General features: G+C 69.7%; 19 protein-coding genes. 11 read left to right on the top strand and 8 right to left on the bottom strand.

Annotated elements, in window-relative coordinates; all coding sequences use genetic code 11:
- Nucleotides 1-4 precede the first annotated feature (4 nt).
- Nucleotides 5-340, top strand: coding sequence for a hypothetical protein (locus M2283_RS05855; protein WP_280874945.1), 336 nt, complete (start codon nucleotides 5-7; stop codon nucleotides 338-340).
- A 7-nt stretch (nucleotides 341-347) separates the two neighbouring features.
- Here M2283_RS05855 and M2283_RS05850 read toward each other — a convergent pair whose 3' ends face one another.
- Nucleotides 348-2,315 carry a ricin-type beta-trefoil lectin domain protein gene (locus tag M2283_RS05850; protein WP_280874944.1) on the bottom strand — a complete coding sequence of 656 codons (1,968 nt, stop codon included), beginning with the start codon at nucleotides 2,313-2,315 and terminating at the stop codon, nucleotides 348-350.
- 239 nt (nucleotides 2,316-2,554) lie between these two features.
- Between M2283_RS05850 and M2283_RS05845 the strand changes: the two genes are divergently transcribed.
- Nucleotides 2,555-3,784, top strand: a complete 1,230-nt coding sequence (locus M2283_RS05845) for a glycosyltransferase (protein WP_280875559.1) — start codon at nucleotides 2,555-2,557, stop codon at nucleotides 3,782-3,784.
- Nucleotides 3,785-3,830: 46 nt separating this feature from the next.
- Here the strand turns inward: M2283_RS05845 and M2283_RS05840 are convergent, their stop codons facing one another.
- Nucleotides 3,831-4,493 (bottom strand): TetR/AcrR family transcriptional regulator, encoded by a 663-nt coding sequence (locus tag M2283_RS05840; protein WP_280874943.1) that lies wholly within the window; start codon nucleotides 4,491-4,493, stop codon nucleotides 3,831-3,833.
- Nucleotides 4,494-4,564: 71 nt separating this feature from the next.
- Nucleotides 4,565-5,662 carry a sensor histidine kinase gene (locus tag M2283_RS05835; RefSeq protein WP_280875558.1) on the bottom strand — a complete coding sequence of 366 codons (1,098 nt, stop codon included), beginning with the start codon at nucleotides 5,660-5,662 and terminating at the stop codon, nucleotides 4,565-4,567.
- A gap of 108 nt (nucleotides 5,663-5,770) precedes the next feature.
- Here M2283_RS05835 and M2283_RS05830 point away from each other — a divergent pair, with 108 nt between their 5' ends.
- Complete coding sequence (locus M2283_RS05830) at nucleotides 5,771-6,943, top strand: lipid II:glycine glycyltransferase FemX (protein WP_280874942.1); 1,173 nt, start codon at nucleotides 5,771-5,773, stop codon at nucleotides 6,941-6,943.
- Nucleotides 6,944-7,068: 125 nt separating this feature from the next.
- On the opposite strand, the gene M2283_RS05825 is transcribed toward M2283_RS05830, so the two are convergent.
- Nucleotides 7,069-8,412, bottom strand: a complete 1,344-nt coding sequence (locus M2283_RS05825; protein ID WP_280874941.1) for a UDP-N-acetylmuramoyl-tripeptide--D-alanyl-D-alanine ligase — start codon at nucleotides 8,410-8,412, stop codon at nucleotides 7,069-7,071.
- Between the two features lie 124 nt (nucleotides 8,413-8,536).
- On the opposite strand from M2283_RS05825, the gene M2283_RS05820 reads away from it, so the two are divergent.
- From M2283_RS05820 to M2283_RS05800, 5 genes are all read left to right on the top strand, one after another.
- Entirely contained in the window at nucleotides 8,537-9,520 is a 984-nt protein-coding gene (locus M2283_RS05820; RefSeq protein WP_280874940.1) for a D-isomer specific 2-hydroxyacid dehydrogenase family protein, read from the top strand.
- Complete coding sequence (gene vanA-Sc, locus M2283_RS05815; protein ID WP_280874939.1) at nucleotides 9,513-10,553, top strand: D-alanine--(R)-lactate ligase VanA-Sc; 1,041 nt, start codon at nucleotides 9,513-9,515, stop codon at nucleotides 10,551-10,553. The genes M2283_RS05820 and vanA-Sc overlap by 8 nt, the downstream gene beginning before the upstream one ends.
- On the top strand, nucleotides 10,550-11,158 hold the full coding sequence (vanX, locus tag M2283_RS05810) for a D-Ala-D-Ala dipeptidase VanX (protein WP_280874938.1): 609 nt from the start codon (nucleotides 10,550-10,552) through the stop codon (nucleotides 11,156-11,158). Before vanA-Sc ends, vanX begins: the two co-directional genes overlap by 4 nt.
- Before the next feature lie 274 nt (nucleotides 11,159-11,432).
- On the top strand, nucleotides 11,433-11,771 hold the full coding sequence (locus M2283_RS05805) for an ACT domain-containing protein (RefSeq protein ID WP_280874937.1): 339 nt from the start codon (nucleotides 11,433-11,435) through the stop codon (nucleotides 11,769-11,771).
- Between the two features lie 22 nt (nucleotides 11,772-11,793).
- Nucleotides 11,794-12,627 carry an alpha/beta fold hydrolase gene (locus tag M2283_RS05800; protein ID WP_280874936.1) on the top strand — a complete coding sequence of 278 codons (834 nt, stop codon included), beginning with the start codon at nucleotides 11,794-11,796 and terminating at the stop codon, nucleotides 12,625-12,627.
- Nucleotides 12,628-12,946: 319 nt separating this feature from the next.
- Here the strand turns inward: M2283_RS05800 and M2283_RS05795 are convergent, their stop codons facing one another.
- Nucleotides 12,947-14,803: a cellulase family glycosylhydrolase gene (locus M2283_RS05795; RefSeq protein ID WP_280874935.1), complete on the bottom strand. Its 1,857-nt coding sequence runs from the start codon at nucleotides 14,801-14,803 to the stop codon at nucleotides 12,947-12,949.
- A 93-nt stretch (nucleotides 14,804-14,896) separates the two neighbouring features.
- The gene (locus tag M2283_RS05790) at nucleotides 14,897-16,867 is read right to left on the bottom strand and encodes a TetM/TetW/TetO/TetS family tetracycline resistance ribosomal protection protein (protein WP_280874934.1); all 1,971 of its coding nucleotides are present in this window, start codon (nucleotides 16,865-16,867) and stop codon (nucleotides 14,897-14,899) included.
- 239 nt (nucleotides 16,868-17,106) lie between these two features.
- Between M2283_RS05790 and M2283_RS05785 the strand changes: the two genes are divergently transcribed.
- Nucleotides 17,107-18,207 (top strand): XdhC family protein, encoded by a 1,101-nt coding sequence (locus tag M2283_RS05785; protein ID WP_280874933.1) that lies wholly within the window; start codon nucleotides 17,107-17,109, stop codon nucleotides 18,205-18,207.
- An 80-nt stretch (nucleotides 18,208-18,287) separates the two neighbouring features.
- Here the strand turns inward: M2283_RS05785 and M2283_RS05780 are convergent, their stop codons facing one another.
- On the bottom strand, nucleotides 18,288-19,211 hold the full coding sequence (locus tag M2283_RS05780) for an aminoglycoside phosphotransferase family protein (protein ID WP_280874932.1): 924 nt from the start codon (nucleotides 19,209-19,211) through the stop codon (nucleotides 18,288-18,290).
- Between the two features lies 1 nt (nucleotide 19,212).
- Complete coding sequence (locus M2283_RS05775) at nucleotides 19,213-19,776, bottom strand: metallophosphoesterase family protein (RefSeq protein ID WP_280874931.1); 564 nt, start codon at nucleotides 19,774-19,776, stop codon at nucleotides 19,213-19,215.
- 166 nt (nucleotides 19,777-19,942) lie between these two features.
- On the opposite strand from M2283_RS05775, the gene M2283_RS05770 reads away from it, so the two are divergent.
- The gene (locus tag M2283_RS05770) at nucleotides 19,943-20,404 is read left to right on the top strand and encodes a MarR family winged helix-turn-helix transcriptional regulator (protein WP_280874930.1); all 462 of its coding nucleotides are present in this window, start codon (nucleotides 19,943-19,945) and stop codon (nucleotides 20,402-20,404) included.
- 94 nt (nucleotides 20,405-20,498) lie between these two features.
- Nucleotides 20,499-21,083 (top strand): hydrolase, encoded by a 585-nt coding sequence (locus tag M2283_RS05765; protein ID WP_280874929.1) that lies wholly within the window; start codon nucleotides 20,499-20,501, stop codon nucleotides 21,081-21,083.
- The last annotated feature ends 58 nt before the right edge of the window (nucleotides 21,084-21,141 follow it).

Genomic DNA, 21,141 nt, shown 5'->3' with positions numbered 1-21,141 from the left:
GGCCATGGACGAGCATCCCGTGGACACGAGGGCGTTCCTCAACGAGATCGAGGGCCATCTGCTCCTCTCCTCCGAGCGCGAACAGGGGCACGCTGCCGCGGTGCGTTTCGCCGCGTCGCTGGACTGGCTGACAGAGCATCAACGAGCCGAGGCGGAGCGGCGGTTCGAGACCGAGTACCTCGCACTCGCCCGCACCTCCTGGCAGCACACCGCGAAGCGTGCCCGGGAGGTGCGGGGCGAGTACGAGGAGGCGTACCGCGATCTGCGGCGCCGTCTGCTGGCCGGCTGGCTGCTGACGTGCGCCGCGGTCACGGTCGTGCTGCTGCTCGTGTGCGCCTAGCGCGGCCCTACGACAGCGTCCACTTCTGGTTGGTACCGCTGTTGCAGGTCCACAGCACGAGTTGGCTGCCGTTGGCCGTGCCGCCGTTGTAGGCGTCCAGGCACAGGCCCGCGTTGACGTTGGTGATCGTGCCGTCGGAGTTGACGTTCCACTTCTGGTTGTTCTGGCCGTTGCAGTCCCAGATCACGACCTTGGTGCCGTTGGTCGTGCCCTGGTTGTAGGCGTCCAGGCACTTGTTGCCGTACACCACGAGTTCCTTGCGGGAGGTGTACGTCCAGGACTGGTTCTGGCCGCCGTTGCAGTCCCAGAGTTCGGACTGGGTGCCGTTGGTGATCGTGTTGTTGTAGATGTCGAGGCAGCGGCCGGACTGGGTGCCGATGACCTGGGTGCCGTTCGCTCCTGGCAACGGGCGGACCGTGATGTCGGCCAGGGTCGGCGCGCCGGTGAAGGTCAGCGTGTTCGCGGAGCCCTTCGCCAGGCCGACCTGGACGGAGATCGCGCCCTGGGTGGAGCCGGTGGGCGGGAAGGAGACCGCCGTCGTGCCCTGCCCGTTGACCTTGAGGGTCGCCGTGCGGGCGGTGGACGTGTTGTTGGTGTAGGCCACGTCCACGGTCTTCACGCCCGTGTTGCCGGCGACCACGCCCGAGAAGCTGGACGTGCCCGTGTAGGTGCTGCCGGACGCCTCGGTGCCGCCGGTGACGGTGAGCATCACCGAGCCGCCCGCCGGGACGCTGGTGGTGTAACTCGTGCCGTACGTACCGACGTTGGCGCGCGCCCACAGGTCACGGACGGTCGCGTTGGCGTTGGTCAGACCGAGGTCGGACCAGCGGACGGTGATGTTCTGGGCGGAGGAGGTGCGGTTGAGAAGGACGACGGCACGGTTGCCGCTGCCGGCCAGGACCTTGCCGTAGGTCTGCAGTCCCGTCGTGTCCTCGGCGACCTTGACGCCCTGGAGTCCGCGCGCGTCCTGGTCGACGGCGACGACCTCGGGGTTCTTGAGGATCCCGGCGGTCTCGGAGGTCATGGTGGCCAGGTCGTTGCCAGCCAGGAGGGGTGCGCCGGAGATCGCCCAGAGGTTCATGTGGGTGCGGTTCTGGGCGGCGGTGAAGCCGTTCATGCCGACCATCAGCATGTCCGGGTCGTTGTAGTAGCCGGTGTGCTGGGCGGTCGGGTGCAGGGTCTGGTCGAAGTTGGACAGCAGGTTCGTCATCGACGGCGAGTTGCCGTAGTAGATGATGTCGGTGCTGGTCCGCCACATGGGGGCCAGACCCGGCGACCAGTTCCAGGGGTTCTGGTAGCCCCAGTTGCAGACGGAGAGGGTGAGCGGCCGGCCCGTGCCGGCCGTCGCCTTCGTCACCGCGGAGCTGATCGACGTGTACGCCGTCGCCGGGTCGAGGCCTTCCGCGTCACCGCCGCACCAGTCGACCTTCACGAAGTCGAAGCCCCACTGCGAGAACTGCAGCATGTCCTGGTCGTAGTGGCCCTCGCTGCCGCTGCCCGGCGCGGCGGGGCGACCCGTCGGGTAGTAGTAGCCGCAGCCGTCCTTGCCGGCGTCGGTGTAGATGCCGGCCTTGAGGCCCTTGCTGTGGATGTAGTCGGCGATGGCGCTCATGCCGCCGGGCCACTCGCTGGTGTCGACGGTGATGTTGCCGCCGCTGTCGCGGGTGCCCTGCCACCAGCCTTCGTCGATGTTGATGTACTTGTACCCGGCCGCGGGCAGACCGGCGGCGACGAACGCGTCGACCTGCTGCTTGATGACGTTGTAGTCGATCTTCGCGGCGAAACTGTTCCAGGAGGCCCAGCCCATGGGGGCGGTGGGCACGGCTATCTGGCGGCTCGTCGCGGCCTGGGCCGGGGCGGGTCCGGCGAACAGCAGCGCGGCGGTCGTGGTCAGGGCGAGGACGAGGAGTCGGACGGCGGCGGCTCTGCAGCGTCGGACGAGACCTCTGTGGGTGGTGAGCGTCGGGGGGTTCATGCGGCTCCTTCGGCGGGGTCCCGAAGACGGTCGAGGATGGTCAAGGGCGGTCGAGACGATCGGCATGGCCGATATCTCGAACATGGATCGGTGATCCGAACACTTTGCGCGCCGAAAGTAGAGCCACGGGGAGAGGGAAGTCAACGGATGTGACAGGCGTGAAGTGGCCGTTGTTCTCGGGGTGTTGTCGCCGTACGGCGGGTCGCGGGACCATACTGGCCGTCGTGCGGGTAGCGATCATGACGGCGGGATCCCGGGGCGACGTGGCCCCCTACACCGGGCTCGGGTACGGGCTGTCCCGGGCCGGGCACGAGGTCACCCTGGTCACGCATGCCCGGTTCGAACCGCTGGTGGCGGGGTCGGGGGTCCGTTTCCATCCCCTGCCGGTGGACCCGCGGGCGGAGTTGGAGTCCTCGCGCGGTCGAGGACTGCACGACAGCGCCAGCGGCCTGGGAAAGCTGGTGCGCCTGGTCTCGATGGCGCGTGACGTGGTCGGCCGGATGGCCGACGACCTCGTGACGGCCGCTCGGGCGAGCGACCTGCTGCTCCTGGCCCCCTCGGTGGGCCCGCTCGGGCACACGATCGCCGAGGGCCTGTCCCTGTCGAGCCTGGACGTCGCCCTCCAACCCCTCACCCCCACACGCGAGTTCGCGCCCCCGATGCTCAGCGCCCGGTCCCTGGGAGCCGCCGGGAACCGGATCGCCGGTCATGGCGTGACGCTGGCCGTGCAGCAGGTGTTCGCCGGGACCCTGCCGGCCGTACGGGACCGCCTGGGACTGCCACGCGTGCGCGCCGTCGCGGCCTGGCGGGCCCGCGAGCGACAGGCGCCACCGGTGCTGTACGGCTTCAGCCCGCTGGTGGTGCCGCGACCGTCCGACTGGCGGGCGGGACTCGACATCGCGGGCTACTGGTGGCCCTACGACGTCGAGACCCAACTCCCTTCCGTGCTACGGGACTTCCTCGACACGGGTCCACCGCCGGTGTACGTCGGGCTGGGCAGCGCGACCGTGCCCGACCCCGAGCGGCTCAGCGCCGACGTCGTGCGCGCCCTGCGTCGGGCCGGGCTGCGCGGGGTCATCCAGCGGGGCTGGAGCGGTCTGGAGGCGTCCGGCGACGACATGCTGACCGTCGACGAGGTCCCGCACTCCGCCCTGTTCCCGCGCATGGCCGCCGTGGTCCATCACGCGGGCGCGGGCACGACCGGCGCGGGCCTGCGGGCCGGGGTCCCCGCGGTACCGGTACCGATCCAGTTCGACGAGGCCTTCTGGGCGGCTCGCCTGGTCCGCCTCGGAGTCGCCCCGTGTGCCGTGCCCCTGCGTCGCCTCACCACCGACACGCTGGCCGCGGCGCTCGAACGGGCCACCGGAGACGCGGAGTTGGGGTGGCGGGCGAAGGAGTTGGGCGCGCGGATCCGTGCGGAGGATGGAGTGGCGGTGGTGGTGAAGGCTGTGGAGAGGCTGGGCGGCTGATGTCCTCAACTCACGCCCCCTCGGGCGCTCCTCGCGTCCTCCCTGCTCAATCGCCCTCGGGGGACCAGCCCTCCGGCCGTAGAATTCCCAGCAGTTGCCGGACCAGTTCGTCCACCACATCGTCCAGGGTCGCGTCCAGCCATCCGGCGCTCCAGTCGTGGAGCAGACCGTTCACGCTGCCGATGAAGGCGGTCGCGGCGATGCGGTAGTCGCGGCGGGCCGCCTGGCCCCGGGCCGCGGACGCGTCGCACTCGGCACAGATCAGGTCCACCCAGCGGGAGCGACGGGCGAGACGCTGTTCCTCCAGGCGTGGGCTGACGCCGATGATCTCGACGAAGGTGATGCGGATCCGGCGCGGATCGCCGCTGACGTTCGCGGCGTAGGCCCGGAACATCGCGGTGACGCGCTCGGCGAGCGGGAGATCGCGGGCCTCGGCGAACGCGGCCAGGACGGCCTCCTCGGCCCAGGCGTTGACCTGGAGGTGGAGCGCGGCGAGCACGTCTTCGAGGGTGTGGAACTCCTCGTAGAACTGGCGCGTGGAGAGTCCCGCGGCCTCGCTCAGTGCCGCGACCGTGGTGGCGCGGTAACCGGGTGCGTCGCCGAACAGGTCGAAGGCGGCGTCCAGGAATCTCCTGCGCCGTTCGGCCTGCCGTTCCGTGGCCGACTTGCCGCCGTAGCGTCCGGTCGGGGCCTTGAGCCTGCCCGCCACTGATTCCTCCCTCGCCGCCTGATACGACAGTTTGTCGCGTCATCGGCCTCGGCGAGAAGGGCACCCCTTCCTCAGCGCTCCGAAAGGGCGCTCGGCGCCGCGGGGAGTTCCACCGTGATGCGGAGGCCGCCGGCGGAACGCGGGGTGAGGGTGAGGGTGCCGTCGTGTGCGTGGGTGATGGTTTGGACGATGGCCAGGCCGAGGCCGACGCCCGCGTGGTCGGTGAGTATGCGCTCGGTGCCGCGCTGAAATGGTTCGGTCAGTGTCGAGACCAGCTGGGGGGTGAGCTTCACGCCGGTGTTCTCGACGGTGAGCACCACAGCCCTGGGGCGGACGCTGGTGTTGACCCACACGGTGCCCTGTTCAGGCAGATTGTGGACGATCGCGTTGTGCACGAGGTTCGCGGTCAGCTGCAGCAGGAGCGTCGGCGAACCGCTCGTGGGGGCGATGTCGCCGCCTGTCTCGATGGTGACGCCGTGCTTTTCCGCGAGGGGGAGAAGTGTTTCGGTGGCCTCTTCCGCCAGGAGGGACAGGTCGACGGGTTCTCGGCTGAAGGACTGCTCGTCGGCGCGGCTGAGCAGGAGCAGCGCCTCGGTGAGGTCGATGGCTCGGGTGTTGACGGTGTGGAGGCGGTCGATGAGTTCGCCGGTGTCGTGGTTCGCATCGGCGCGGGCCACGTCGAGAAGTGTCTTCGAGATCGCGAGCGGGGTGCGCAGCTCGTGAGAGGCGTTGGCCGCGAACCTCCGCTGACTGGCCACGTGGGCTTCGAGCCGTGCGAGCATCGTGTCGAGGGCGTCCGCGAGTTCGCGCAGTTCGTCATTGCGGCCCGGCAGCCGGATCCGGTGAGAGAGCGACCCGGTCGTGGCCATCCGCGTGGCGGCCGTGATGCGAGTCAGGGGGGCGAGCATGCGACCCGCGAGAATCCATCCCCCGATGAGTCCGAAGACCAGCAGGAACGCCATGACCGCGACGGCCGTCGGGGCGAAGGCACGCACCATGGCGGCGGACTGAGGCGACCTCACCACCCCCGTGTGGGCAGGTCCCAGGCTCCCGTAGCTCAGGATGAACACGCCCGTGGCGGCGAGCAGCAGGCCACCCGCGACCACGAGGAATCCGGCGTAGCTGAGGGTGAGCTTGAGGCGAACGCTCATCCCGGGCGCCCTGCCCACGGTCTCCTGCCTTACGCTCATGCCCTCCATGCTAGGAGTCGGCGCATATCGTCGCCGTACCGAAAACCGCATACGCACCGGCAACACCGCGCCGCCTTGGCTGGAGGCATGTCCTACAGCGAAGCAGTACGAACAGCCGCGGGCGCGAGCCTGACCGTCAGGCCGATCAGTGCCGCCGACCACTTGGCGTTCGTGCGGGCACAGCGGTCGGTCAGCTTTCTGCAGACTCCGGCGTGGGCCCGCGTCAAGACCGAGTGGCGCAGCGAGTCCCTCGGCTGGCACGACCGCGGACGGCTGGTCGGTGCCGGGCTCGTCCTGCACCGCCCGGTGCCGCGGCTCGACCGCTACACCCTGGCCTATCTGCCCGAGGGCCCGGTCATCGACTGGACCGGCGAGATCGACGCGTGGCTCGACCCACTGGCGGCGTATCTCAAGGCACACGGCGCGTTCGCGGTCCGACTCGGCCCGCCGGTGCGCACGCACACCTGGAGCGCCGCCCAGGTCAAGGAGGGCATCACCGACCCGGGCATCAGGCGGCTCACCGACATGTCCGGCCAGTGGGCCGACCCGGTCGGCGCCCGCGTGGCCGGCCGGCTCAGGGACGCCGGCTGGCTGCCGCAGAGCCCGGAGGACGGCTTCGGGGTCGGGCATCCGCAGTTCAAGTACGAGATTCCGCTGGCCGGCAAGACCGAGGACGACCTGCTCAAGGGCATGAACCAGCTCTGGCGCCGCAACATCAAGAAGGCGGCCAAGGAGGGAGTCGAGGTCACGGTCGGGAGCACGGTCGAGGACATGCTCGGCCGGGACCTGAAGGCGTTCCACGACCTCTACGTCCACACCGCCGAGCGCGACCGCTTCACGCCCCGCCCACTGGGCTACTTCGAGACCATGGTCGCGGCATTGAGCGCCGAGGATCCCGAGCGGATCAGGCTCTACCTGGCCCATCACCAGGGCGACCTGGTCGCCGCCACCGTCCTGGTACGCGTCGGCGCCCACGCCTGGTACTCCTACGGCGCCTCCTCCACCGGGAAGCGCGAGGTGCGCGGTTCCAACGCCTGCCAGTGGGCGATGATCCGCGACTCGCTGGCGGCCGGCTGCGACGTCTACGACCTGCGCGGCATCACCCCCACCCTCGACGCCGACGACCCGCACGTCGGCCTGATCCAGTTCAAGGTCGGCACGGGCGGTCAGGCGGTGCGGTACGTGGGCGAGTGGGACCTGCCTCTGCGGCCGATGGTCTATCGGGCCTTCGACCTGTACATGAGGCGGCGCGGGCGCTGAGCCCGAGCCTGCGCTCCTATCGGACCGGCGCACGGGTCGTGCCTGAGAGGTTCACCTCGATGCGGCACCGCGGCTCGATGCTGCATCACGGCAACCTCGTCCGAGACCGTGACCACGTCGTCGAACTACCCGAGCGCGGCGGCGACTTCATCAAGGCACGCCCCGCGCGAGGCCTTGACGAGCACCACGTCGCCGGCCGCGAGGTGGCCGCGCAGCCAGTCGACGGCCGCGTCGTTGTCGGCCAGCGACACCGCCCGCTCCCCCGCGCCCTCGGCGATCGACCGGGCGCCCTCGCCGACCACGGCCACCACGTCGGCCCGGGCCGCGGCGTACTCCCCGACAGCGCGGTGCTCGGCCTCACTCGCGGCACCGAGTTCGAGCATCTCGCCGAGGACGGCGATGCGGCGCCCGCGCTCGATCGCCGCCAGCGCGTTCAGGGCGGCGCGGGTCGAGTCGGGGTTGGCGTTGTAGGAGTCGTTGAGCAGCGTCGCGCCGCAGGCGAGGTCGCGCAGCTCCATGCGCCACCTCGACAGCGAGACCGTGGCCAGCGCCGCCGCGGCCAGGTCGAGGGGTACGCCGGCCGCCAGTGCCGCAGCTGCGGCGGCCGACGCGTTGAGCGCCTGGTGGGCGCCCACGAGCGGCAGCGCGACGGGAGACGAGGCGTCCGCGGTCCGCAGTGTGAAGGACGGTCGGCCGAGCCGGTCCAGCGTCAGGTCGAGCACCCGCACGTCGGCGTGCCGCGCCCGGCCGAAGGTCAGCACCGGACCGTCGGTGAGCGAGCGCATCGCGGCCACCCGGGGATCGTCGGCGTTGAGGACGGCGGTGCCGCCGGGCGCCAGCCCCCGCACCAACTCGCCCTTGGTCCTGGCGATGGCCGCGCGCGACCCGAACTCGCCGAGGTGGGCCTGGCCCACATTGAGGACTACGGCGATGTCGGGCGCGACCAGACCGGTGAGCGCGGCGATGTCGCCGACGTGGCGGGCTCCCATCTCAAGGACGAGGAACCGGGTGGCCGCGTCGGCGCGCAGCATGGTGAGCGGCACGCCGAGCTCGTTGTTGAGCGAGCCGATGGTGGCGATCGTCGGCCCGGCACTCGACAGCACGGCCGCCAGCAGGTCCTTGGTGCCGGTCTTGCCCTGGGAGCCGGTCACTCCGACAACGGTCGGCCCGTCCCGCAGCCGGGCCACGACGTGGGCGGCGAGCGCCTGCAGTGCGGCCCGAGCGTCGTCGACCGCGACGGTGGGCAGCGGCGTGGGCCGGGAGCCGAGCACGGCCACCGCGCCGGCCCGTCCGGCCTGCCCCACGTAGTCGTGGCCGTCGACGTGCTCGCCGGCGAAGGCGACGAAGAGACCGCCCGGCTCGACCTGCCGACCGTCGAGCACGGCCGGCGCGGTCACCGTCACGGCACCGTCGCCCTCGACCGTCCCGCCGACGACCGCGGCGATCTCGCCGAGGCTGAGCGGGATCATGACCGGGTTCCGATGAAGGCTGTTTCCTGGAAAGGCATGGCCCCAGTCAAGGCAGTGTGGTGTATCGCAGGCATATCGAAAACCACATACGTTCGGGCAACACCACACCTCCTTGACTGGAGGCATGACCGACAGCGACAGCGAACCGCCCCGGGTCACCATTTATGGGTGCGGCCCAGATGAAGCCGTCTTGTTCCAGGAGCTGGCGCCACGCTTCGGCGTAACGCCGACCATCACCGACGCACCGGTATCCGCGGCCACTATTGAAATGGCGTCCGGAAGCCGATGTATCAGCGTCGGCCACAAGACCCGCATCAGCAACGCCACTCTTCTTGCGCTTGGCCAAGCCGGCGTGACGTACATCTCCACAAGGAGCATCGGGTACAACCACGTCGATGTGGAATACGCGGGCAGTGTCGGCATCACCGTTGAAAACGTCTGCTACTCGCCGGACAGCGTTGCCGACTACACCTTGATGCTGATGTTGATGGCGGTGCGAGATGCGAAATCCATCGTCCGTCGCACAGACATGCACGACTACCGATTGAGTGAACTGCGCGGGAAAGAGCTGCGCGATCTGACCGTCGGAGTGATCGGCACAGGCCGCATCGGCACAGCGGTCATGGACAGGCTTCAGGGCTTCGGCTGCCGCATCCTGGCCCATGACAACCGTCCAAAAACCGCCGCCGACTACGTGCCACTGGATGAATTGCTGAAGCTGAGCGACATGGTCACGCTCCATGCGCCGCTCAACGCGGACACGCGCCATTTGCTGGATCAGCGGCGCATGGAGCAGATGAAGCCCGGCGCGCTGATTGTCAACACCGGACGTGGCGCGCTCATCGACACCGAGGCCCTTGTCCAGGCATTGGAGAGCGGCAGGCTGGGCGGCGCGGCGTTGGATGTCCTCGAAGGAGAGGAAGGAATCTTCTACGCCGACCGCAGGGACGAACCCATCGACAGCAAACCGCTGTTGCGGCTGCAGAGTCTGCCGAATGTACTGATCAGCCCGCACACCGCCTATTACACGGATCACGCCCTGAGCGACATGGTCGAGAACTCCCTCTCCAACTGTCTGAAATTCGAAAGCAGGAGTCAGCATGGCTAGGTTGAAGGTCGGCATCATATTCGGCGGCTGCTCCGAAGAGCATCCCGTCTCCGTCAAGTCCGCGCAGGAGGTCGCCCGAAACCTCGACCTCGACAAGTACGAGCCGTTCTATATCGGGATCACGAAGAACGGCGCCTGGAAACTCTGTGACGGGCCTGACGCGGACTGGGAGGCCGGCAGGTGCCGTCCGGCCCTGCTGTCGCCCGACCGGAGCGCCGGCGGCCTGCTCGTCCTGGAGCAGGGACGATACGAAGCGATCGGTCTGGACCTCGTGCTGCCCGTCCTGCACGGCAAACTCGGCGAGGACGGCGCGATGCAGGGTCTGCTGGAGCTCTCCGGCATCCCCTACGTCGGCTGCGATGTACAGAGTTCTGCCCTGTGCATGGACAAGTCTCTCGCCTACCTCGTCGCCAGAAGCGCGGGAATCGCCACGCCGAATTTCTGGACCGTCATGGCGCACGAAAACGTCGATCCCGACCTGCTCACCTATCCCGTCTTCGTGAAGCCGGCCCGTTCGGGGTCGTCCTTCGGCGTCAGCAAGGTGTCCGGGAAAGAGGAACTGCTGAGCGCTGTGGAGACCGCACGGCGGTACGACTCGAAGGTGCTGATCGAAGAGGCTGTCGTCGGCAGCGAGACCGGATGCGCCATCCTCGGGAACGAGCTGGATCTGTTCGCGGGCGAGGTGGATCACATCTCCCTCACTCACGGATTCTTCCGAATCCACCAGGAGGACGAGCCTGAAAGCGGTTCCGAAAACTCCACGCCGATCGTCCCGGCCGACATTCCGGAAGAGTCGCGTTCACTCGTCCAGGAGACAGCGAAGGCCGTGTACCGCGCGCTGGGATGTACGGGACTCTCGCGGGTGGACATGTTCCTCAGGGACGATGGAGAAGTCGTCCTCAACGAGGTCAACACCCTGCCCGGTCTGACCTCGTACAGCCGTTATCCGAGGATGATGGCGGCCGCGGGGTTGCCGCTTTCCGAGGTGATCGACCGGCTGGCGTCATTGGCGCTGACGGAGAAAAGCCGATGAAGGAAGATTTCGTCTTCGTGGACGAGGTGGTTCCTGGAATACGTTGGGATGCCAAGTACGCCACCTGGGACAACTTCACCGGCAAACCGGTTGACGGCTATCTGGCCAATCGAATCGTCGGCACGCGGCGCCTGTGCGCGGCTCTGGAAAAGGCGCAGGAAAAAGCCGAGTCCCTCGGCTTCGGACTGCTTCTGTGGGACGGCTATCGCCCGCAGCGAGCCGTGGACTGCTTTCTTCGGTGGTCGCAACAGCCGGAGGACGGCCGCACGAAACCCCGGCACTATCCGAACATCGAGAGATCCGGGATGTTCGACCTGGGATACGTGGCCGCCAGGTCGGGCCACAGTCGCGGGAGCACCGTGGACCTGACGCTGTACGTCCTGGCTACCGGCGAATTGGCCCCCATGGGCGGTGACCACGACCTCATGGATTCGATCTCGCATCATGGAGCAAAGGGGATCACGGAAGTCGAGGCGGCGAACCGTCAGCATCTGTGTTCCATCATGGAAGCCTGCGGTTTTCGTTCCTACGCCTGCGAGTGGTGGCATTACACACTCAAAGCCGAACCTTTTCCGCACACCTATTTCGATTTCCCCATCACCTAGTACCGCAACGGCAGTTGAACGGTCCGGGGGTCCAACGCGCGCCCGCGACCCGGACCAGCTCGTGCAACGGCGTGGCGGCGGGTGCGGCACAGCGGTAGAACAGGGGAGGGGATCCCGCATTGCCTGGATCGCTATGCCGCAACGGGAGGACATGCGAATGGCTCATGCCGGCGACGACGAAGGCAGTCACGCGGACTCTGATGCTGTGTCACCGCGTACGTCGGCCGCGCGGCGCGTGAGCTCGGTGCCGGTCGCCCGAACTCAGAATCTTCGCGTGCTCGAGGGCCGCTTCGTCCTTGAGCGGGTGTCCGACGTCCGCAAGGTCGCCCTCGAATCCAGCCTGCTCGCGCTCGTGCTCGGTCCTGACGGAGGCGCCGCGATGCGGCGCGACGACACGGCTAAGGACGGCTGGGCGGCGCTGTGGAACGGCGATGACGCGCACGACCCGGAAACGACGGGGATGCTCAGCGCTGTCGTCGCGCCGCTCGCCGCCGGCGAGCTCCCGGTCTGGACAGCCGCGAGCTACGACGGAGACCTTGTGCTCGTCCCAGCAGCCCGGCTTGCGGAAGCCGTCGGTGTGCTTCGCCGGGCCGGCCACCAGGTGACCGTATGACTGAGTCGGGACAGGGGTGGCGATGAAGCCTTCGCGCAGTGGTCACCTGCCGATCAACGGTGTGAGCCTGTATCACGAGGTGTATGGAGAGCTCGGCGCGTCGGAAACGGCTCCGTTGCTGCTCATCCCGGGCGCGTACATGGCCGCCGCCTCGATGGAGCCATGGGTGTCGGCTTTCGCGGGCACGCGCACCGTGATCGTCTTCGATCAGCAGGGGCACGGCCGCACGCCGGACACGTCACGCGAGCTGTCCTACCCCCAGTTCGCCGACGATGCCGCGGCGTTGCTGCGCGCGTTGTCGGTCGAGCGCGCGGACGTGATGGGCTACTCACAAGGCGGCGGGGTCGCACTGCAGCTCGCGCTCCGGCACCCGGCACTCGTCAAGAAGCTGGTCACGCTGTCGGCCGCCTACCGCAGGGACGGCTGGTATCCGTGGGTGGTGGAGGGCACCGAGGATTCCGGAGGCACCTCACCGTGGGCCGGTACGTCCGTCGAGAAGGCGTTCATGGCACACACGCCGGACGCCACGGCGTTCGAGGCCTACCTCAGAAAGATGAGAGTCTTCGGCGGCGAAGAACAGAACATCAGCGACGCGGAGATGCGGTCGATCTCTGTCAAGACGATGGTCATCGCCGGTGATGCGGATGATGTGAAGCCGGAGCACACGCTGGCGTTTTTCAAGATGCGAGGCGGCGACGATGCGGACGCGGCAACGTCATGGGGCGCGGTTCCGGCCGCGCGCTTGGTGATCCTGCCGACGACGCACGTCGGCATCTTCTGGGAGTCGGCGGTACTGGTGCCGATGGTGAGCGCGTTTCTCGATGACGTGACGCCGACAACTCCCGATCTCTTTTAGGCTGATGTGCGCTCTCGTCGTTTCGGCGACCGCCCGGTCGTCGTCGCCAGGCGCACCGAACTCGGCGAACACCTCGTCACAGAGATCCGGGCCGCCGGCGGTGAAGCACTGTTCGTCACCGATCGGCGCAAGCGGCGGCGGGTCCATCGTCACCAATGCGTCGACAGCGGGCTTGGCTGCCGTGCCGGGTCTTGGTCCCTACACCGCCGCCGAGCGCACGGCCTCCGGGCTGATCAACTGCCGTTGCAGTACTGGGGAAAGCCGGCCGACCCCCGCCGGAGTCGACCGGTCGAGGGCCTGGCCGGACCCGTGTCCTTGGTCAGAACTTCGTCGCCGCCCAAGCCGCCAGCTCGGACTTCGCCGCGCTCAGCAGGGAAGCGGACGGTGAGGTCGCTCCGTTGGTCACCAGCGCGTAGTGCAGGACGCCGGAGTCGGAGTCCGTCAGCAGCAGCCGGCGGCTGCCGGTGCCGCCCGGCTCCGGGGCCACGCCGACGGGGGTCGACGAGGTGTAGGCGGGCGGCGCGTACGCCGTGCCCAGGTCGGAGACGACCGTGGTCGTCGAGGTGGGGAAGGACGCCGGGAGGTGAAGTTCGGTGGGTGCCGTGGCACTGCCCGAGCGCCACACCAGCAGGCTGTACTGACCGGTGCCCACCAGCGAGGACACATTCGGGAGCGAACTCGGCACCGGGTTCCAGGTCAGGGTCGTCGAACCGTCCCGGGAGCGGTCCTCATAGGTGAACGCGGCCGTGGAGCCCGAGGTCGCGCTCGGGTAGATCCGGTCCAGCAGGCGGGCGTCCTGGCGAAGGGTCACCGTGCCGGAGTCGTTCATGTTGACGGCGGAGAGGTCCTCGTCGTTCCAGGCGTCGCCGGAGGTGAGCACCTTGTCGGGGTTGTCGTTCATCAGCTCGTGGTGGCGGCCGTTGTAGATGTCCCACTGCCACTGGGAGCCGGACAGGACTGGGCCGGAGTTCGCCGGGTTGGTCCACCAACTCGCCCCGGGGACACGGGAGTCCAGGGCCTGGTACATCGCCTTGAGGACCGTGGGCGCCTTGCCCGCGACCGTTCCGGACAGGGGGTGCCCGAACTCACTGACGATGGCGGTGGTGCCGGCGGCCGAGGCGCGGTCGCGGATCGTGCCGAAGTCGGTCGCGTACTGGCCGTCGGCCGCGTTGCCCCACATGAGGATGCCGGAGATGGCCTTCTGGTCGTAGAAGTGGGTGTTGAAGACGTAGCGCGAGCCGAGCGTGCCCGCGTCGAGCAGGCCGCCCTCCTGCTTCTGGGAGTCGATGTTGGAGTTCCAGAAGAGGTTCGGCTCGACGAAGGCGGGCTTGGTCTGCCAGCCGGCCGCGTCCATCCGGGCCCGGAACTTCTGGTAGAAGGGCCACAGCAGGTTCGCCTCCCAGGTGCGGGAGGCCTGGCCGGAGTCGTAGGTGCCGGCGAACGGCTCGTTGTAGGGGTCGAAGCCGACGACACCCGCGAACTCGGCGGCGGTGAGGTGCTGCACGAGGTAGGTCATCGTGGACTGCGCCGTGGTCAGGAAGGCGTCCTGCAGACCGTAGTTGTTGTGCCAGAAGTCGTACTGACCCTTGGTCACGGCCGCGTTCTGGGTGATGTTCTGACCCCAGAAGAGGCAGATGCCGCAGGACTCGGCGGGGTAACTCCCCAGATCCACCGCCCACTTGGGGGCACCGTCGCCGGTGTACCAACTGCCCTCGTTGAACAGGTAGCGGGAGTAGAGGTCCTGGTGGAAGTCGGGGTAGACGCGGATGCCGGCGTCGAGGAAGGCCTGCATCTGCGCGGTCGCGGCGGCCAGGTAGGCCGTGTCGACCTGGCCGCGCACGGGCTCGGCGTAGGCCCAGGACAGCAGGAAGCGGACCGCGTTGGCGCCGCCGAGGGCGCGCACCGCGGTCGCCGACTTCTTAGCGTCGGCCACCGAGGCGAAGGGCAGGCCGCTGTGCTCGTCCAGCTTGGTCTCGCCGGAGACGTTGTAGCCGCGCAGCACCACCTCGCGGCCGGTGGCGTCGACGAAGCGGCCGTTCGACACGGTGAGGGCCGTGCCGTCGAACGAGAGGGAGTCGGGGACGGTGGCGGCGGTGGCGGGCGAGGCACCCGCCACCGTCAGGAATCCGCAGAGGACAACCAGAACCACGAGCAGACGAGCCCGGATATTCGGCATGTCCACTACAGTCCGGGGATTTCCTGACACCGTCAATACTTCTGACTCTTGAGTAAGTTTCAGGATTTTCGCACCCGTTCCGCCTCCGTCGCCTCAACTCCCCACTCGTCGCATCACGTTCAACAGGTACTCCTTGCGGTGGAGCGGGTTGTGGTCGGTGCGCGGGCGGGCCGGGGCCGTGCCGTGGGTGACGGGGGCGTAGTGGTCGAAGGCGCTCTCCAACTCGCCCTCGCCGCGCGTGAGTCCGGGGATGCGCCGGCCCAGTTCGTGCACCCGCCCGGCCGGTACCGCGCCCGTCAGCACACAGACGCTGCCCCGCGTCTCGGTGCTCTCCGGCACGGCCCGCAGCGCGGTCAGCACCGGCAGCAGCGCGCCCAGGGTGTCCGCCGGGGCCTCGACGCGGAACCCGTGCATCGGCTCGTACACCCGCGTCCCCGCCCGCCGCAGCGCCTCGACCAGGACGAGCGGGGTCAGGCCCCGGAAGTCGTGACCGGTGCTGGACATGCTCTTGTCGAAGCCCTGGTGGGCGTGGCTCTGCCGGGGTGAGTAGCCGCAGTGGGTCATCGTCACCGTGCAGTCCGGGACCCGCCAGCCGCACAGGCCCTGTCCGAGGGTCTCGCGGACGCTGTCCTCGACGGCCTTGAAGAAGGCGTACGGCATGGAGCCCAGCTCCACCTCCAGTCGGAAGTCGACGCCGGCCCCGGTCGGGGCGGGGTCGACGCGCAGGCCGACGGTCGCCAGGAAGGGGTTGTCGTCCTTCTTGTTGTACTCGACCGCCGTGCCGGAGCCGACCGGTCGCTCGACGCAGATGGTGGTGGTCTCCCGGAAGGTGACGTCGAGTCCGTATTCGTCGGCGAGCGTCGCCTGGATGACCTCCTTCTGCACCTCGCCGTAGAGCGACACGGAGAGCTCGCGGCGCAGTTCGTCGTGGCGCAGGTCGATCAGCGGGTCCTGTTCGGCGAGTTGACCGAGGGCGAGGTGGAGCTTCCCGCGGTCCGTGCCCGGACCCGGGACGACCACCGTCTCCAGGGTCGGCGGGGCGAAGAAGTGCCCCTGGGTGTCGCGGGGTTCGCCGATCGTGTCGCCGATCCGTACGTCGGCCAGGCCCCACAGCCGGGCGATGCGGCCCGCGGGCACCGCGTCGTCCCGAGCGTCGGTGCCGTGGTCGAAGACGGTGATCGCGGTGACCCTGCCCTCCTGGCGGGCCGCACCGAAGGGGATGCGGTCACGGATGCGCAGGGTGCCGTCGAAGATCCGGGCGTACGCCACCTTCTCCCCCGCCGGGCCGCGCTCCACCTTGAACACCGTGCCGGAGACCGGCCCTTCGGAGTCCCCGGCGGCCGGGGGCAGCAACTCCCCGATCCCGGCGACCAGTTCGCGCACGCCCGCGCCGGTGATGGCGGAGCCGAAGTAGACGGGGTGGACGAGGGCCCGTCGAGTGCGGGACACGAGCGCCGCGCGGAGGCGGTCGTGGGAGAGGGTGCCGTCGACGTACGCGGACAGCACGTCGTCGTCCTGGGACGCGAGGACGTCGAGCGCGCTCGGGGCGAGACCCGGGGTGAAGGAGGCGTCGGGCGTGCCGAGCCCCTCGGTCGTGCCCATGGGCACGATCGCCGGGGTGAGCCGGTCGGCGATCTCGCGCAGCACACCGTCCTGGCGGGCCCCGCGGCGGTCGATCTTGTTCACGAACAGCAGGGTCGGGATACGCAGTCGCCGCAGCGTCCGCATCAGGACCCGCGTCTGCGCCTGGACGCCCTCGACGGCCGAGACGACGAGGACGGCGCCGTCGAGCACGCCGAGCACGCGCTCCACCTCGGCGATGAAGTCCGGGTGGCCGGGGGTGTCGATGAGGTTGACCGTCACGTCGTCGACCTGGAAGGAGACGACGGCGGACTTGATGGTGATGCCGCGCCGGCGCTCCAGCGCGAGGGTGTCGGTACGGGTGTTCCCGTCGTCGACGCTGCCGATCTCGTCGATCACACCGACCGAGTGCAACAGCCGCTCGGTCAGGCTGGTCTTACCTGCGTCGACGTGGGCGAGGATGCCGAGGTTGAGCAAGTGCACGAAGCGTCATGTCCTTTGGATCGGGGGGTGTTCCTTCCTGGGTGGACATGAACGGTGCGCGCATCTCAGCTCCTCGGATCTTCCGCTTCGGGTTCCTGAGAAGTGCACCAGAGGAGCACGTGCGATGCCAACGGATTAACTGGGAGCGTGGTGATACGGAGACGTCCGCGGCCCGGATGCGACGCTGGTCCCGAACGTCGGCGCACCGGCTGACCTGGGCCTGTCGGAGGGAGCGGAGCGTGCGTGACATCCTTCCGCGGCTGAGCGAGTGGTACGACGCCCGAGTGCCGTTCGGGCTCGCGACCGTCGTCGCCATCAGCCGCAGCGCGCCGCGCGATCCCGGCGCGGCCATGGCGGTCGGACCCGGCGACGAGGTCGTGGGGAGCGTGTCCGGCGGCTGCGTCGAAGGAGCCGTCTTCGAGCTCGCCCAGGAGGTGGTGGCGGGCGGCGAGGCACGCCTTGAGACCTTCGGGTACAGCGACGAGGACGCGTTCGCGGTCGGGCTCACCTGCGGCGGCGAGATCACCCTGCTGGTCCGGCCCGTCACCCCGGAGACCGATCCGACGTTCCCGGCGGTCGCGGAGGCCGTCGCCGCGGGCCGTCCGGTGACCGTCGCGACGGTGATCGACGGGCCCGCGCCGCGCGGGGCCACCCTCGCCGTCCGCCCCGACGAGGTCTCGGGCACGCTGGGCTCGGCAGGCCTGGACTTCGCCGTCACCGCCGACGCCCGGGGCGAACTCGCCCTCGGCGCCACGGGGTTGCGGCACTACGGCCCGCACGGGGAGCGCCGCGAGGACACGGTCACCGTCTTCCTGCACTCCTTCGCACCGCCGCCTCGCATGCTGGTCTTCGGTGCGATCGACTACGCGGCCGCGGTCGCCCGCATCGGCGGTTTCCTCGGCTACCGCGTCACCGTGTGCGACGCCCGCCCGGTCTTCGCCACGCCGAAGCGCTTCCCTGCGGGCGTCGAGGTGGTCGTCGACTGGCCGCACCGCTACCTCCGGGGCACCGGCACCGACGAGCGCACGGTGATCTGCGTGCTGACCCACGACCCCAAGTTCGACGTACCCCTGCTCACGGAGGCGCTGCGCCGCCCGGCCGCCTACATCGGGGCGATGGGCAGCCGCCGTACCCACGACGACCGCATGCGGCACCTGGTCGACGCCGGCCTCACCGACCCCGAACTGTCCCGACTGCGCTCCCCCGTCGGACTCGACCTCGGGGCACGTACGCCCGAGGAGGTCGCGGTGTCCGTCGCCGCCGAGATCGTCGCCCTGCGCTGGGGCGGCAGCGGCATGCCCCTCACGGCTACGGCAGGGGCGGTCCATCCGTCGCCGTAGCCGTGGCGCTGCTCCTCCCGACTGCCCAAGGGTGGCGGGGGGCCGGACATCCTGACCTGGTCGGACGCCGTCAAGTTCCGTCAGGCGCCGGTCTCCCGGTAGTCCGCCAGGATCCGCTCCAGGTGGTTCAGCGACGCCTGGATCCGGGCCGGGTGGTCCCGGAAGAACGGGTCGTCCGGTACCGGGAGCGAGCCCGCGAGGGCCCAGCCGCGGCCCCGGGCCCAGGTGGCGTCGTCCGCGCCGACCGCCTCGCGGAAGACGTCCCGTACCCGGGCGGGCAGGAACTTCCAGGCGGGCTGCAGATCCACCGCGGGGTCGGCCACGGCAAGCGTGCCGAAGTCGATGACGGCACTGAGCCGGCCGTCCCTGGCCAGGAGGTTGCCCGTGTCGAGGTCGCCGTGGATCCACACCGGGGGCCGGTCCCAGGCGGGTGCGGCGAGGGCCGCCTCCCACACCTCCGTCACGGCGTCGGTGTCGACCAGGCCGGTCGTCTTCAGCGTCTCGATCCTGGACCGGACCAGCGCCTCCCCGGCGATGGAGTCGCGCGGGTCGCCCATCGGGACACCGCGGAAGGCGTTGCTGTCCTCGGGGCCGGGTCCGCCGGTGGGGTCGGCGCCTTGCAGTGCGCGCAGGAATCCGGCCAGGTCGTGGGCCGTACGGACGGGGTCGGCGAGGTTCGCGGTGGTCGCGGTCTCGCCCTCCAGCCAGCGGTACACGGACCACGGGTAGGGGTAGCCCTCGCCGGGTTCCCCCCTCGCGACCGGCTCGGAGACGGTCAGGGGCAACTGCGGGGCCAGGCGGGGCAGCCAGCGGTGCTCGCGCTCGACCTGGCCGACCCAGCGGGCGTAGCGGGGCAGGCGTACGGACAGGTCGTCGCCGAGCCGGAAGGTCGCGTTGTCCATGCCGGACAGCGGAACCGGGGCGACGGGCAGGTCCGCCCAGTGCGGGAACTGGGCGGCGAGCAGACGGCGTACGAGCGGGGCGTCGATCAGCACGGTGTCCATCTCAGCGGGACGGTGGCCGGAGATCCAGCGAATTACGGGCCCCCGCGTCGTGAGACCGGCGGGGCTGCCTCGGGGGCAGGCGGTGAAGTTCCAGGTCGGTGAGTTGCCCGTCGGCGACCGTGGCGGTCATGTACGTGCAGTGCGGCTGGCGGCGGCGGTCGGTCGGGGAGCCGGGGTTGAGCAGGCGCAGACCGGTTGCGGCGGTGGTGTCCCAGGGGATGTGGCTGTGCCCGAAGACCAGCACGTCGAGGTCCGGGAACCGTGCGGCGCAGCGTGCCTCCCGGCCCGTGGCGGCGCCCGTCTCGTGCACGACGCCGAAGCGCAGGCCGCCGAGTTCGGCGCACGCCACCTCGGGCAGCCGGGCGCGCAGAGGCGGCCCGTCGTTGTTGCCGTACACACCGACGAGCCAGTGGGAGCGGTTCTCCAGCAGGTCGAGGGTGGCGGTGTCGACCCAGTCCCCGGCGTGCAACACGACGTCCGCGCGCGGGAGTTCGGCGAGCAGCGGCGCGGGCAGTTCCTTGGCGCGCTTGGGGAGGTGGGTGTCGGACATCAGGAGGAGGCGCACGGGGTCAGCCTAGGGAGGGTGCCGGGGGTCCGCGCGGCCGGTTCGAGGCCTCTGCGCAGAGCCCTTTCGGGGCCGCTCGGAGAACTACGGGTGAACCGGAGATCTACAGCTGAAACTGTTCAGTCTGGACTGGACAGTTTCGGGATGACGGTTTTACGGTGGGCCCATGGACGCTTCGGTCACCGACCCGCCCGAGGGCATCTCCGACTCCGCCGCCCGGGCCGCGCGCGACCTGCGGGTGGTGTTCAGTCGGCTGCGCCGCCGGATCAGGGTGGTCGCGGAGAACGAGGAGCTCACACCGCCCCAGGTCTCCGCCCTCACCCTGGTCGCCAAGCAGGGCGCCGCCACGGCCAGTGCGCTGGCCACGGCTGAGGGGGTACGTCCGCAGTCGATGGCCACCACGCTCGCCGCCCTCGACCGGCAGGGGATGATCCGGCGCACCCAGGATCCCGACGACGGCCGCCGCCAGCTCGTCACCCTGACCGATGCCGGGCGCCGACGCGTCGACGGCGACCAGCAGGCGCGCGAGGAGTGGCTGGCCCGGGCCCTCCAGGACCGGTACAGCGAGGACGAGCGGAGCAAGCTCCTGGAGGGGCTGGCTCTGCTGGAACGGCTGACGCAGGAGTGAGAGGCCACGCCCTCCGTCGTCCGGCACGGTCCCAGGACCGCACACCGTCCACCCCCTCCCCCAGCACCACCGCACCCTCCCGAAAGGCACGACCATGACCGTCACCGCACTCGACCCCCGCACCGCCCTCGTCGTGATCGACCTCCAGGCCGGCATAGTCGGCGCGCCCACCCAGCCGTACTCCGGCCCGGAGGTCGTGGCCCGCACGGCCCGGCTCGCCGACGCCTTCCGTGACCGGGGTCTGCCCGTGATCCTGGTCCGGGTCTCGTTCGCCGCCGACGGGGCGGACGCGCTCTCCGGTCGCACCGAGGCCGCCGGACGCACCGGGACCCCGCCCGAGGGCTGGGACCGGATCGTCGGTGAACTGGCGGGCCACGCCGGGGACATCACCGTCACCAAGCGCAACTGGGGCGCCTTCCACGGCACCGGCCTCGACGTCCAGCTGCGCCGTCGCGGTGTCACGCAGATCGTGCTGACCGGCATCGCCACCAGCATCGGCGTCGAGTCCACCGCCCGCGCCGCCTACGAGCACGGCTACCACGTCACCCTGGCCACGGACGCGATGAGCGACCTGAGCACCGAGGCGCACGACAACAGCGTCGAGCGGATCTTCCCGCGCCTGGGTGAGCGCGGCAGCACGGCGGAGATCCTCGAACTCCTCGCCAAGACACATGACTGACGCCTCATAGTCATCCGCTCTACAGGGAGGAGCGAGTGGGGCAACGCCCCCTCCCGGG

It is taken from the genome of Streptomyces pseudovenezuelae, assembly GCF_029892565.1.
Taxonomy (GTDB): domain Bacteria; phylum Actinomycetota; class Actinomycetes; order Streptomycetales; family Streptomycetaceae; genus Streptomyces; species Streptomyces pseudovenezuelae_A.
This window is presented reverse-complemented; position numbering and strand designations above follow the sequence as displayed.